This is a genomic window from Pseudoalteromonas sp. PS5, from assembly GCF_004103255.1.
GTDB lineage: Bacteria > Pseudomonadota > Gammaproteobacteria > Enterobacterales > Alteromonadaceae > Pseudoalteromonas > Pseudoalteromonas peptidolytica.
In genome coordinates, this window is the sequence record NZ_RCSQ01000117.1 from 1 (window position 1) to 13,021 (window position 13,021).

General features: G+C 42.6%; 12 protein-coding genes and 1 CRISPR repeat array. Of the genes, 9 read left to right on the top strand and 3 right to left on the bottom strand.

Annotated elements, in window-relative coordinates:
- Window positions 1–59: 59 nt before the first annotated feature.
- Window positions 60–2,828 carry a methyl-accepting chemotaxis protein gene (locus D9603_RS14845; protein ID WP_241651675.1) on the bottom strand — a complete coding sequence of 923 codons (2,769 nt, stop codon included), beginning with the start codon at window positions 2,826–2,828 and terminating at the stop codon, window positions 60–62.
- A 203-nt stretch (window positions 2,829–3,031) separates the two neighbouring features.
- Between D9603_RS14845 and D9603_RS14850 the strand changes: the two genes are divergently transcribed.
- The gene (locus D9603_RS14850) at window positions 3,032–3,757 is read left to right on the top strand and encodes a YebC/PmpR family DNA-binding transcriptional regulator (protein ID WP_125252585.1); all 726 of its coding nucleotides are present in this window, start codon (window positions 3,032–3,034) and stop codon (window positions 3,755–3,757) included.
- A 70-nt stretch (window positions 3,758–3,827) separates the two neighbouring features.
- Here the strand turns inward: D9603_RS14850 and D9603_RS14855 are convergent, their stop codons facing one another.
- Window positions 3,828–4,643: a hypothetical protein gene (locus tag D9603_RS14855; protein WP_128731902.1), complete on the bottom strand. Its 816-nt coding sequence runs from the start codon at window positions 4,641–4,643 to the stop codon at window positions 3,828–3,830.
- A 364-nt stretch (window positions 4,644–5,007) separates the two neighbouring features.
- On the opposite strand from D9603_RS14855, the gene D9603_RS14860 reads away from it, so the two are divergent.
- From D9603_RS14860 to D9603_RS14875, 4 genes are all read left to right on the top strand, one after another.
- On the top strand, window positions 5,008–5,934 hold the full coding sequence (locus D9603_RS14860; protein ID WP_128731903.1) for a hypothetical protein: 927 nt from the start codon (window positions 5,008–5,010) through the stop codon (window positions 5,932–5,934).
- 548 nt (window positions 5,935–6,482) lie between these two features.
- Window positions 6,483–6,704, top strand: coding sequence for an EF-hand domain-containing protein (locus D9603_RS14865; RefSeq protein ID WP_128731904.1), 222 nt, complete (start codon window positions 6,483–6,485; stop codon window positions 6,702–6,704).
- A gap of 52 nt (window positions 6,705–6,756) precedes the next feature.
- On the top strand, window positions 6,757–6,978 hold the full coding sequence (locus D9603_RS14870; RefSeq protein WP_128731905.1) for a crotonobetainyl-CoA--carnitine CoA-transferase: 222 nt from the start codon (window positions 6,757–6,759) through the stop codon (window positions 6,976–6,978).
- 8 nt (window positions 6,979–6,986) lie between these two features.
- Window positions 6,987–7,199, top strand: a complete 213-nt coding sequence (locus tag D9603_RS14875; RefSeq protein WP_128731906.1) for an EF-hand domain-containing protein — start codon at window positions 6,987–6,989, stop codon at window positions 7,197–7,199.
- Window positions 7,200–7,311: 112 nt separating this feature from the next.
- Here D9603_RS14875 and D9603_RS14880 read toward each other — a convergent pair whose 3' ends face one another.
- Window positions 7,312–7,821, bottom strand: a complete 510-nt coding sequence (locus D9603_RS14880; protein ID WP_125252591.1) for a hypothetical protein — start codon at window positions 7,819–7,821, stop codon at window positions 7,312–7,314.
- 252 nt (window positions 7,822–8,073) lie between these two features.
- On the opposite strand from D9603_RS14880, the gene D9603_RS14885 reads away from it, so the two are divergent.
- The 4 genes from D9603_RS14885 to D9603_RS14900 all read left to right on the top strand — a co-directional run bounded on the left by D9603_RS14885 (window position 8,074) and on the right by D9603_RS14900 (window position 12,298).
- Window positions 8,074–9,102 (top strand): nitronate monooxygenase, encoded by a 1,029-nt coding sequence (locus D9603_RS14885; RefSeq protein ID WP_128731907.1) that lies wholly within the window; start codon window positions 8,074–8,076, stop codon window positions 9,100–9,102.
- A 229-nt stretch (window positions 9,103–9,331) separates the two neighbouring features.
- Entirely contained in the window at window positions 9,332–10,294 is a 963-nt protein-coding gene (locus tag D9603_RS14890) for a phosphatidylinositol transfer protein (protein WP_128731908.1), read from the top strand.
- Between the two features lie 250 nt (window positions 10,295–10,544).
- A complete protein-coding gene (locus D9603_RS14895) occupies window positions 10,545–11,462 on the top strand; it encodes a triacylglycerol lipase (protein ID WP_128731909.1) in 918 nt (305 codons plus the stop codon).
- Window positions 11,459–12,298 carry a lipase chaperone family protein gene (locus tag D9603_RS14900; protein ID WP_128731910.1) on the top strand — a complete coding sequence of 280 codons (840 nt, stop codon included), beginning with the start codon at window positions 11,459–11,461 and terminating at the stop codon, window positions 12,296–12,298. Before D9603_RS14895 ends, D9603_RS14900 begins: the two co-directional genes overlap by 4 nt.
- A gap of 312 nt (window positions 12,299–12,610) precedes the next feature.
- Window positions 12,611–12,970: direct repeats of the CRISPR family, unit length 32 nt; unit sequence GTCGCGCCTCCCGCAGGCGCGTGGATTGAAAC.
- Window positions 12,971–13,021: the final 51 nt, after the last annotated feature.

Genomic DNA, 13,021 nt, shown 5'->3' on the forward strand with positions numbered 1-13,021 from the left:
TTAAGCAAATTGGTATTAATTAAACCGAATTCAGGTCAATTATCCGAATTTCAAGTCACTTACTCATCGTTTAGGTTGTTTAGCTGAAAAAACGCAACTTGGTCGGTGAGTAGTTTAGCTTGATTTTCCATGTGCTTTCCTGAGCGGGAAGTGGTTTCTACTAGCGTCACATTTTGTTGGGTGATGTTATCCATTTGCGCAATCGTGGTGGATACCGCAGAGATCCCATCCGCTTGCTCTTTGCCTGCATTGTCTATCTCTTCGACCATCTGGCTGACATCTGCGATAGACTGCATCAGTTCCTCAAAGGTTACACCAGACTCATACACAAGCTTGCTGCCTTGTGCTACTGCATCCACACTATTTTTAATTAACGACTTAATTTCCCGCGCGGCTGATGCACTGCGCTGTGCTAAGTTTCTGACTTCACCTGCAACAACGGCAAAACCACGACCGGCCTCTCCTGCTCGTGCTGCCTCAACTGACGCATTGAGTGCCAGTAAATTAGTTTGAAAAGCAATTTCATCAATTACGCTAATAATGTCAGATATTTTCGTGCTGTAGGATTCTATTTTTCCCACCGCTGTGATGGCATCATCAATTGATGCTTTCCCTGAATGCGCTTTTTCGCTAACAAATGTCGCTTTTTCGGCAGCATGACTGGCGCTATTTGCATTTTTCTTGACGGTGGCAGTGAGCTCTTCCATTGTTGCTGCGGTTTCTTCCAAGCTCGCGGCTTGGTTTTCAATTCGGCTATTTAAGTCTTCGTTATTGCTGGCAATTTGCTTTGCAACATCGAATACTTGCTCAGCGCCGCGATTGATTGTGTTGACCAAATCACTCAGCTTATCAAATAAGCCATTCATAGCTTGCTGAAGTACGCTAAATTCGCCATCTAGCGGCACGGTGATACGATGCCTTAGGTCGCCTTGTTCCATCGCGAATATTGCCGCTTTAATACACTCAACAGCTTGTTTTTGAGCCGTAATATCGGTTGCATATTTGACGACTTTAAAAGGTTTCCCTTTTTGATCTAGGATAGGGTTATAAGATGCTTGGATCCAAACATGGTTACCATGCTTATCGTGCCTTAGGTATTGCCCTGAATCGAACTCACCTCTATTAAGCTTATGCCAGAACTCTTGATACTCGGCACTGTTTGCTTGTTTAGCTGTGGCAAAAAGGCGGTGATGCTTACCTTGAATTTCCTCCAGTTTGTAGTGCATGGTGTCAAGAAATAGCTCATTTGCCCATAAAATAGTTCCATCCATTGCAAACTCGATCACCGCTTGTGACTTGCGGATTGCAGCTAATTGCCCTGAAAAGTCGGCATGGCTCAGCTTTTGCTTGGTTATGTCGGTCGCAAACTTGACCACTTTAAGTGGTTTACCTTGCTCGTCCAAAATTGGGTTATAGGTTGCGCTGATCCAGACCTCTTTGCCTCCTTTGGCCAAACGATGAAACTCGCCTGACTCAAACTGTCCTTGCTGAAGGCGTTGCCAAAAGGCTTTATATTCGGTGCTTTGAGCATAGTCTTCTGCAACAAATAAACGGTGGTGTTGGCCGATAACCTCTTCTTCTTTGTAACCCATAGTGGATAAAAAGTTTTGGTTGGCTTTTAAAATATTTCCCTGTAAATCAAATTCAATGACGGCTTGTGAACGATTGATCGCCGCAATTTGCCCAGCAGAATCAAAAGAAGCGAGTTTGGTAGCTGTGATGTCCGAGGCGTACTTTATAATTTTGTAAACGTCACCGCTTTCATCACGTATGGGTGTATAGGTTGCTTGTATCCAAAGTGTTTGCCCTGTTTTAGTGACGCGCTTGAATTCGCCTGATTGATGCAGCCCTTGCCGCAGAGCTTGCCAAAAAGCGATATATTGGCTACTTAAAGCCTCATTGTTATCCATGAATATTTGATGGTGTTGGCCTTGTACTTCTGTCAGCTTGTATCCAACGGCATCTAAAAAGAGTGGATTTGCGGTAATGATATTGCCGTTCGGGTCAAACTCAATAACCGCTTGAGTTTGCTCGATGGCGCTGATTTGATGCTGATATGTCGCCTCTTGAAACTTTTGCTCCGAAATATCAATAGCGTATTTTATTATTTTACTCAGCTGATTATTGGCGTTAACGATAGGGGTATAAGTGGCATGTAGCCATACCGTTTTACCGGATTTTGTTTTTCTTTTATATTCACCCTCAAAGCTTTTTGCACTGTTTAGCTGTTGTAAAAACGATTGATAGTCTTCACTTTTGGCATCGTTATCTTCAACAAACATACTGTGATGTTGATTCTGGATCTCAGCTAGCTCATAACCCAGCAAAGATAAAAACTTGTCGTTTGCGGATAAAACAGTGCCATCAACGTTAAATTCAACCATTGCAAACGAAGATGAAAGTGCTTGCAGGCTTGCTCGTGCAGTATTGATAGTGGTGCGGTAATGGCTAATATCTGTTGCAATCAACACAATCCTCCCTTGTGGTGTTTTGGAGAGCTCAAGCAGTAATGGCTTAATTACTTGCTTTGCGGTGTCGAAGGCTATTTCAACGCTAACTTGAGATTGGTTCGCCAATTGCGTAATGGCTTGCTTTAGTGCGCTTTTGTGTTTTGGGCTGCGGCAAATTTGATTGATTGAAGTAAGCTGTACATCGGGTGCATACCCCAATAGCTGCTTAAACCGATTACTGACCTCAATAGTATTTCCTTGATGATCAATCTCAAGGTACGCAGTGGTTTTTTTTATGTGCTGAAAAAGAGGAGCGTCTAGGTCATTGTCCCTTTTTTCCTTTCCTAAGCCAAACATGATCATAACAAACTTACCCATAGTAGGTTATTTAACAGTAGTAACTATAGTGTAGTTATTTAGCTGTGCCACAACATTATCGTATAAGCCAAGCTACTGGCTACTGAGTAAGTGAACCTCTTAAGCTTAACGTGCCGCTAATTACTTATACAGATAATTGGGTATAGCCGTAACTCAAATGTCTTGGTAAAATCTTCGACAATTTTTACAAAACGAGCATTAAGATGGGCAGAGCATTTGAAGTCCGCAAAAACGCCATGGCAAAAACGGCGGCGGCAAAAACAAAAGTAAACTCAAAATACGGAAAAGAGATTTACGTTGTTGCTAAAAATGGCGGCGCAGATCCTGAAACTAACTTGTCGTTACGTCGTTTAATCGATAAAGCAAAAAAAGATCAAGTTCCTGCGCACGTAATCGACAAAGCAATTGAAAAGGCAGCCGGTGGTGCCGGTGAAGACTACACGCCAGCACGTTACGAAGGATATGGCCCAGGTAACAGCATGATCATCGTTGACTGCCTAACAGATAACATGAATCGTACTATCAAAGATGTACGCTTACCGTTTACCAAAACTGGCTCAAACCTAGGAAGTCCAGGTTGTGTTGCGCATATGTTTGATCACTTTGCAATCCTTGGCTTTGCAGGTGATGATGACGAGTCAGTTTTGGAAGCGCTAATGATGGCTGATGTCGATGTGACTGACGTGGAAGTAGAAGACGGTCAGGTATCGGTTTTTGCTCCACATACTGAGTACTTCAAAGCAAAAACTGCATTAACAGAAGCATTTGAAGGCATCACATTTGAAGTAGATGAAATCACTTGGGTGCCGCAAACACATGTAGAAATAGATGATGCAGAAGCGATTGAAACATTCGAAAAGCTAATCAATATGCTAGAAGATGTCGATGACGTACAAAACGTTTATCACAATGCAATCATAAAAAGATAATATCTGCGCTTACGTTCAAAGTAGGTAGATAGAAGGCCGACACTGCTCGGCCTTTTTATGTGGTGGTAGCTTAGCGTAAGTGTTGGTTCTTTGTGTGAGTGCGTATCATTGCGATAGGGAATAACAACAATAGTGCTTGAGAGCCAATGTAAATAATCCAATTTACATGTCTGGCAATGGGGAAATATCCTTCGCCATTCTTAGCAAAGAGCCAAAATTGTCCGATGATAGCATCAGCAACCATGGCTAGAATAAAGCCAAGGGCAACGGCATAATTTAGTCGCAAGCCAAGACGTAAATTTTGAATCAACAACCAGCTGCCAAACACTGCAAGTAACGCCACTAAAAAGCTATAGCTGGCACTTAAAAACAATGAGTATAAACTTATATTAGGTAAATAGAGTTGGTAATAACTCAGTAACGCTGACACTGCTGCCACAGCGATCAATAGCATAGTTTGGGTGATTGTGAGCGAGAACTCCCGTTTGAGCATTCTAACGAGTAGCCACAGCAAAAGACCATAACCTGATGCAAATAACCAAATTGAGTCAATGAGGTAGTCGTGCTTTATTACGGTATCTTGGCGATGGTAAATCTGTAAGGGGTTAACATTGATGAGATCTCCACCGCTACATAACAGCAGCGCGACCCAACAGAGTTTGATGTCCAAATACAGCGCAGTAGTGCCAACACTCAAGCTAGCTTGCCTAATACGCCATCCCAAGTGTAATAACAGCAGCACTGACACCGCTGGAAGCCACCACTGTAGCAGCGCTTGGTGACTTTGCCACAGTGCACCATTACCAAAGATAGCCATAATAAATGCGATGCCAAGCAAACTTAGGACATGTAATTTATAGTGTTGTTTAGCCAGTATTGGTTCCAATTAAACTCCGTTTTACATTATATCGACTGTGCTGGGGCATTATGCCAGCTTTAAAGCGCTCTGGTATAAATTAAGGTAAACTTAAAAAAACAATATGTTAGCTCACTCCTCATTTAAACTATAGGTATAACCTGAGTCTGGGACAATAACTTGTTATCCAACCGCTGTTATCCCTTGTTACTGCGTTAAACTGGTTTGTAATAGACTAGCTATTGACGCACAAATGTACCTTGTATTAAAAAATAACTTCTTACTCCAAGTTTAGGTTAACTAGACGAAGCTGTATCAATTTACAATACAATCATTTACAGTATTTATCTTGCAGATGTATTACATTGCTACTTTTTCAAAGGGTAACTTGCTCATGTCAAATCTTAAACTCAATATTGCGCTTTCTTGTTCGGTTCTTGCATTAGCTTTTTCTGGGTTTAATGTTATCCAAACAAAGCTAGCGACTAGTCCTGTTGCAACTCAAGTCTATCCTGCACCCGCTTATCAATCTACAGAGCAGGCAACGCAATACCATGTCCCAGCAAGCACAGCGAACGAGCAAACTCAAGATATTGCTGCGCTATTGACCCGAATCGATAAGCTAGAGTCACGTATACAAGCGCTGTCGATGGAAAAGTCAGAAATGTTGTCTGAACAAGCGCCTCAAGAATTTGAATCTTTGGTGTTTTCGCTAATAGAAAAGCGTGAGCAGCAAAAAATAGCAGAAATGAAAGCAGAGAATCCAATTTATGGGTTTTATGAAGACTTACCTGAAGACTATGAAATGCGGATCAAAACCGATCCTGAGTATGCAAGCCAAGTAAGTAACGAATTAAAACAGAAAATCCTCAATAGCAGTCTACCAGCAGCAGAGCGGTTAGCTGCAATGAGTCAGTTACAAATGAATATGTTTATGCTAAACCGCAATGACTTAGAGCAATATGATTACCAAGCGGTAGAATCCATTCTTAATATGACGCACAGCATGAACGATGAAAAGTTAAGATTACAAGCATTAGAGCTAGTGTCACGCACTCCTATTGTTGATGAGCGTTTGTCACAATCGTTTGTGAAAATGCTTGAACAAGAGCAGAACGATTACGTAAAGAGCTTAGCTGCTGAAGGGCTGATGTCACAATATTTTCAGTCCGGCTCAGACCCTAAACAGCAGAAGAAAATCGCGCAAGATTTGTTGTCTCTTTATGAAAACGCAGCAGATCCAAAGGTCAAAGCAATCTTGAAAAACTTGATGGGTGACGAGCGTATGCTGGAAGAGCTAAAAAGCCAATCTAATGGGTAAAGCGCTGCATTGATGCTGATTCGTTGCCTGCCTTAATCCAACGTATCGTCGATGAAGCAAATGTGTTGCCAAATAGCAACACATTTGCCTTTTGTATTTATTTCCTATCAAAAAATCTATCGAATATAGATTAACATTAGCATGAGTGTTTATATCTAGTTGATATTTATGAGCTTATTTTTTTCTATGTTGTAAATTATGTCGATGGCTTTTTCGCTACAATGGTGAAAAAGCCATTGTTTTGGTGTTTTTTCGGCAAACTTACTTTCCTTTCAAAAGACCTCTTATTGACTATGTCGCTTTTATGCGACAGCTTAACTTTATGAATTACTTAACTTTTTTCTATCTTCTCTGGATTGGTGTTGCTAAATGGCAACAACGCTACTGAATCGACTCTGAATGCGCTCATATAAATAAATTTAACATATTGAAAAATATTGCTTTTTTAATTTTGGCACTAAAGTTGGAATAGCCATAGCGACAGTAAGCTTCAACACGCACGGTGGGGAGCAGGCATAACAAGTTTAGTTATTTTAGAGGAATCAAATATGAAAACGTTAGCAATCACATTATCAACTCTTGTACTTTCTTTTGCATCTGTCGCAGCTCATGCCAGCGCAGACTTTGATAAATACGATGCCGATGGGGATGGCTATATTTCTTTAGGTGAATCTAAAGCGAATCCAAATTTAATGGCGCAGTTTAAAGACCTTGACGCGGATCAAGATGGGCAGTTAAGCCAGTCTGAATTTAACGACTTCAAAGGCTAATAAAAGAGTGTAAGTCAAATTGATATAATCTAGCATGGTAAGGAGAATAGTGATGAAACTTAGAACAGTATGTGCAACAACGATTGGCGTATTAGTGAGCACAATGGCACTTGCGGCGACCTTGTCATTTCAAGATGTAGACAAAGATAAAGATGGTCAAATAAGTCAGCAAGAGGCTTCGATGTCCTCCTCACTACTTGGTCAATTTGAGAAGTTGGATGTGGACAAAAATGGTCAGCTTAGTGCGTCTGAATTTTCTAATTTTAAAGGTTAGGAGGGTTCATGAAACCAGTAATCACTCTTTGTTTGGCCATTACGGCACTAGGGTCAAGTGCTGTCATGGCAGTCGAGTTTAGCGACTTTGACCTAGACCAAGATGGGTTCATCTCAAAAAGCGAAGCCGCATTATCAGATTCACTCGCGGCTATTTTTGATAAACTAGACAGCAATGAAGACGGTAAGCTGTCTCCACAAGAACTAATACCACTTAATTAAGATAATTGGTTTTAGCCTCTAAGAGTGGAGCACTATGTCATCACTAACCTAGCTGTTTAGCTGAGTTGGTGATGACAAAAAGAACAAAGCCTCATGTGAACCACTAGTTAACCTACTCATTAATCCAGCGACGCTCTCTGATCCATATTTTCATTTTAGGAAAACCCGCTTTAGGGCATGTCATTTCCCATGCGTCGAGCAGTGGATAGCCAAGTCCACCGCCGCTCTTAAAGGCATCAATTAAGTTTGAGGATGCCCCCTTATAGCCATCTTGGTGTAGTACGACTTCAATTGGCAATCCAATATGTTGGATTGCGGCCACAGACCAAGCAATTGCTGCCATTTCTTCAGCGTGCATGGCTTGCTTTTCTCTGCCATTTTTTAGTCCGTTTTTATACACATCTTCATGTAGTTGCTTGCGATATATAGGCTCGCATACTGCAATATGGCCGCTTTCATGAAGTATATCACCTGGGTACATGAGTTTATCGGTATCAATATAAAGTGTGCCCATGACAGTTTTTAAACCAGGTAAAAATGTGTCTGCTTCTACTGAGTGGAGTTTGTAGGGTAAGTTTATTTCGCTAAGAAAATCACAGATACGTTGTGTATGCTCGTGCATGGTACATCCTTAAACTGCGCAGTGAGATCTACGAGAGTGTAACTCAAGGCTGCCGCTACGCAAATTACTTTAGATTACAATGCCAAAAACGCAGGAGATGAAGGCACGTATGCGTTAGGTTAAAATCGAGTGCCAATGAGCAAAAAGGTGTCTAATGAACACGGTTGTGTTTTACTATGTTGCTGGCCCCACACAGAGCGTGTTTATAGTGTATGAGCGTATCAGCGCTACGATAAAAACAAGGACTTTATAATGCAGCTTTCTACATTACTTAATATTTCAATTCCTATGATCCAAGCGCCAATGGCAGGCGTGCAAAATTGGCGCTTAGCAGCCGCAGCAAGCAAGGCTGGAATTTTAGGCTCAATCCCATGTGGCATGCTTAACGCAGAGCAGGTGGTGTGTGAAATAAAAAACTTTAGGGCACAAACATCCAAGCCGTACAACCTTAACTTTTTTTGCCATGATATGCCCAAGTTGGATACGCAACAGCAAAGTAAGTGGCTACAAAAACTAGCACCATATTATGCTGAATTTGGCCTAACACCCGACAATGAGGTCGGTGTATTTAGGAGGCCATTTGATGAGGAGATGGCTGAGGCGATTGCTCCTTACAGACCTCCAGTTATCAGCTTTCACTTTGGTTTACCAAAGCCAGAACTGGTGGCAAAGGTAAAGTCTTGGGGAGCGACGATTTTATCTTCAGCAACAACAGTCGAAGAGGGAATTTGGTTGGCAAAAAATGGTGCAGACATCGTGATCGCTCAAGGAATTGAAGCTGGTGGTCACCGAGCAACGTTTACTGAAGCTAAACTTGATGAGCAATTGCAAACAAAACAATTGGTAGCACAGCTGGTTGAGAAGTTACCTATTCCGGTGATTGCCGCAGGTGGCATTGCTTCACATCAAGATGTGTTGATGATGCAAAAACTTGGTGCATGTGGAACACAAGTAGGTACTAGTTTTTTACTCTGTGATGAAGCTGACACCACGCAAGTTCATCGTCATGCACTTAAATCATTAGCTGAGCCTTCTGCTGTGACAAATGTATTTTCAGGTCGACCAGCTCGTGGGATTGAGAATCGGCTAATGCTTGCACTTGATTTTATCTACGAGCAAACACCAAGCTTCCCATACGCATCTGCTGCGTTGGCACCTTTACGCGTTGCAGCCGAAAAGCAAGGGAAAGGTGACTTTAGCCCGCTTTGGAGCGGCAGTAACCGGCGAGGATGTCAGGAAGTCAGTATCGAAGCAATGGTCGCTATCTTGAATGGAAAGTAATACGTGCTTCTAATGCGATAGAGTTTTCTGGATACAGGCTAATTTAGCAGCGTAGGATTTATATTTTGCATTAATATTAATTTAACATATTTGACACACTTCGAGTTTATGCTCTAGCGTTTTATGACAGGGCGATGATTATCGTGCCTGGCGCTTTATCACTTGAGAATAGCAAAGTGCTCTTCAAGTGATGTATTTGTTATCGACAATAATAAACACGGAGTCGTGCATGAGACATTCTATTTTAGCCGTTGCGTTATTCGCTTCATTTTCTTCACTAGCAGCCCCAAAGTGTCCCAACATCAGTGAGCTAGAAACACAGTATGCTGCCCCCAATATGGAAAAACGCAGCTTTTCTAATCACTTTAATAAGTATTTATCTTGGCTACCGAGCTACCATATGGTGCATGATCAAGTAACAGCGAGTGGTACCGTTACCCAGATCACCGCAAAGTTTGATTATGGTAGTATCACCCACAAAGATTTAGAGTTTGAAGCTGTGGAATTTTACTATCGCAGTGAGTCAGACTCGAACTGGCATTATCTTGGGGAGCAAACGACAAATGGCGATGGCAAGGCCTTTATTTCTTTGCCAGCGCTACCTGCAGGACAGTATCGTATATACGCTGGGGTGCCCGCTGACGGTACTGGGGCGCAGGGTTATGTCACCGTGGTAGAGCCTGGGACTCAAGCTGTGTTGTTTGACATTGATGGCACCTTAACAGAGTCCGATGCGGAGCAAATCGGCGACTATACAGGAATAGATCACGCCTCACCAAAAGACGGGGCATACGATCTAGTCCGTCATTATTTAGATTTGGGCTATCAACCTGTATTTTTGACGGCGCGCGTATATTGGTATGCAAAAGGGACGCGCGGTTGGTTAAATTGGATGGGCCTACCGCAAGGGTTTTTGCGCACCTCTTTGAGTAACGAAACCAGCTTATTCAAAACGGCTGAGTATAAAACCGCTGAAATTAATCGCCTAGAAGCACAAGGTATAGAGGTCGTGCGCGCCTACGGTAATGCAAAAACAGACGCTGAAGCTTTTATTAAAGCAGGGATCCCAGCATCACAGGCTTTTACCATAGGTGCTGATGCAGGGCATTACGGTACAACGCCGATTACAGGAAATAGCTATCGTGTTCATCTTGATGGCTTGGCAACCTATCCGCATGCAGATTGTCAATAAACACTGATCCCGAAGCTTGGATGAGCCAGCTTGCTTCTTATCCAAGCTTCAGATAGACAATGAACCAGCAGCAACAATTTAAAGTGTAGATATTCAGTTACTAATTTTCTCATTCTGCATCCTTTTTATATTTACATTTGTTTACCTTTGATTCATTAAAATTTCATTTAACACATCATTCTGGCTTGACCTCTGACCATTGTCCTCTACAGTTGTATTGTTATTAAATTGTAACAGTTGGAGCAAGTACATGAAAAGGTTAATTCTTGGCGCCCTATTTGGGGTATTGGCAATCGTGGGATCCCCCGCGCACAGTGAAGAGCAGCTAACATATCCGGTGATATTAGTGCACGGGTTGTTTGGCTTTGATAATTTGCTGGGTGTAGATTATTTCTATCGCGTCCCGCAAGTTATTCAAGAAGAAGGTGGTCAGGTATACGTTGCACAAGTATCTTCTGCCCATAATTCAGAATTGCGTGGCGAGCAGTTGTTGGCGCAAGTCGCAATAGTGAGAGCATTAACAGGGCAAGAAAAAGTTAATTTAATCGGCCACAGCCAAGGTGCACAAACTATCCGCTATGTGGCCTCGGTAAAACCTGAGTGGGTAGCGTCTGTAACCAGTATCGGTGGCGTTAATTGGGGCAGTCGATTTGCGGATGTGGTGCGTGGTGGCGTTGATAGTGGCTCATTCTCAGAGCAGTTTTTAGCTTCCCTTGCTAACGCGCTTGCAGGACTAATTGATTTACTGTCAGGTAAGTCAGGCGTACCAAAAGACGCGCTAGAAGCACTCAGCGCCTTAACGACAGCAGGAACCTTGGCATTCAATCAAAAATATCCTGAAGGTGTGCCGAGTAGCTACTGCGCTGAAACACAAAGCCTAGCCAGTAATGGCGTACATTATTTTTCTTGGAGTGGCAGCAAAGCATGGACGAATGTTTTTGACCCTGCCGACAATGCTTTGGCCTTGTTCTCACAAGTATTTGATGAAGCCAACGATGGTTTGGTGTCGGCTTGCTCTAGTAATTTAGGCCAAGTGATTAATAACCAATTCAAAATGAACCACTTAGATCAGGTAAACCAAACAATTGGCATTCACCATCTGTTTGAAACTGATCCATTAACAGTTTACAGACAACATATCCGCCGCTTGAAGGCATTAGCATTATGAAAAAGTGGAGCCTGCTGCTTATCGTATTTCTGAGTATGTTACTGATTTTTACTCAGCAGCAACGGTCAAGTCATTTCCCCCAGTTAGTGACAGCACCTGCTCTTAAATACGAACAGAGTAAGGCTCCACAATCTATCAATTCGGTATCTGTGAGTGCTGAGTGCAAGCCTTTCAGTAAAGAGGATAAATATCTAATCGATGACTGGCTTTTTGCATTACAGAATTTACAAGAAGTTGAGAAGTGGGCTGATCACCTAAGTTTATTGCCTGAGTGCCTTCATCAAATAGCTGGTAGATATGTGGAGTTTAAACAAGCATTAGGGCAAGTGGATGAGCAGCTTAATTTGTCAGAGCGGCTTGAGCAATTGCACGCCTTACAGCGTCGTTTTTTTACCAAAGAGGTAATTGTGCAGTGGTTTGAGGAGGATAATGCATGGGATAGGCAAACAGTGAACCGTTGGCAAATTTTATCAGACACTCGCTTAAGCGAAGCGCAAAAGCAGCAACTTATTGAAGCAAATATCAGTCAGCTTTCAAAGTCCGAGCAATCTTTATTTCGTGCGACAGCGCAGCTTCATGATTTACACGCTAACCTCAAGCAACGAAGTTACAACGAGCTAAGTGCTGATTTTGGTGATGACGTTGCGATGCGTGTACTTGAAGTAACACAGCAAGACCTAGATTGGCAGCAAAAGCTGCACACGTTTCAAGCGCAAAAACAAACCATTTTAGCCGAGTATGGTAATACCCCAATGGCAACAGAGCAGATTGAAGCCCTATTAATAAAAAGTTTTACTGAAAATGAACGCAAGCGAGTGGCTGTATTGAGCAAATGATCCATGCTGATAGGCACAAAGCGTGTGTAGCGTGCGTTGTTAGCTGTACTGACAAATTATTGCTGTATATAAGTCGCGATTGACAGAGGTTAAGTTTTTTACATAGTGTATGGTATAAAATATGAAGTCGATTAAATCGCTAGGGCAGCGTACTCATCAAAACCCCAGGGATCTAGCGATTTTATAAGTTATTTAAAAATATGGAAAAACTTCTTTTCTTTGTCAGTTAAACGGGCATTAAACCCCATTTAACTGATAGTTAGCGGAAAACAACAATCCGTACTAGGGTTGTTGTGCCTTGAAAGCAAGGCGGTCGCGCCTCCCGCAGGCGCGTGGATTGAAACTTCACCGTTACGCAGTTTTTCAACTATCTCAATAGTCGCGCCTCCCGCAGGCGCGTGGATTGAAACTCGTTGTAATTTAATGATACTCGTTGGCTTACCCGTCGCGCCTCCCGCAGGCGCGTGGATTGAAACCTGTCATTTTCAACCTGCAACAAAAGTTAACTTGTCGCGCCTCCCGCAGGCGCGTGGATTGAAACAACCCCGCTTATATTGAACTCGCCTGAAATACACGTCGCGCCTCCCGCAGGCGCGTGGATTGAAACTGAACACAGTAAGCATCATGCAGAAATTGAACGGTCGCGCCTCCCGCAGGCGCGTGGATTGAAACCCCTATCCTTATCCCCCTTGTCTCGATACCCCAGTCGCGCCTCCCGCAGGC

Excerpts from the sequence above, each read along its gene's own strand:
- D9603_RS14845 (WP_241651675.1), bottom strand. The coding sequence starts at position 2,828 with ATGGGTAAGTTTGTTATGATCATGTTTGGCTTAGGAAAGGAAAAAAGG.
- D9603_RS14850 (WP_125252585.1), top strand. The coding sequence starts at position 3,032 with ATGGGCAGAGCATTTGAAGTCCGCAAAAACGCCATGGCAAAAACGGCG.
- D9603_RS14860 (WP_128731903.1), top strand. The coding sequence starts at position 5,008 with ATGTCAAATCTTAAACTCAATATTGCGCTTTCTTGTTCGGTTCTTGCA.
- D9603_RS14865 (WP_128731904.1), top strand. The coding sequence starts at position 6,483 with ATGAAAACGTTAGCAATCACATTATCAACTCTTGTACTTTCTTTTGCA.
- D9603_RS14870 (WP_128731905.1), top strand. The coding sequence starts at position 6,757 with ATGAAACTTAGAACAGTATGTGCAACAACGATTGGCGTATTAGTGAGC.
- D9603_RS14875 (WP_128731906.1), top strand. The coding sequence starts at position 6,987 with ATGAAACCAGTAATCACTCTTTGTTTGGCCATTACGGCACTAGGGTCA.
- D9603_RS14880 (WP_125252591.1), bottom strand. The coding sequence starts at position 7,821 with ATGCACGAGCATACACAACGTATCTGTGATTTTCTTAGCGAAATAAAC.
- D9603_RS14885 (WP_128731907.1), top strand. The coding sequence starts at position 8,074 with ATGCAGCTTTCTACATTACTTAATATTTCAATTCCTATGATCCAAGCG.
- D9603_RS14890 (WP_128731908.1), top strand. The coding sequence starts at position 9,332 with ATGAGACATTCTATTTTAGCCGTTGCGTTATTCGCTTCATTTTCTTCA.
- D9603_RS14895 (WP_128731909.1), top strand. The coding sequence starts at position 10,545 with ATGAAAAGGTTAATTCTTGGCGCCCTATTTGGGGTATTGGCAATCGTG.
- D9603_RS14900 (WP_128731910.1), top strand. The coding sequence starts at position 11,459 with ATGAAAAAGTGGAGCCTGCTGCTTATCGTATTTCTGAGTATGTTACTG.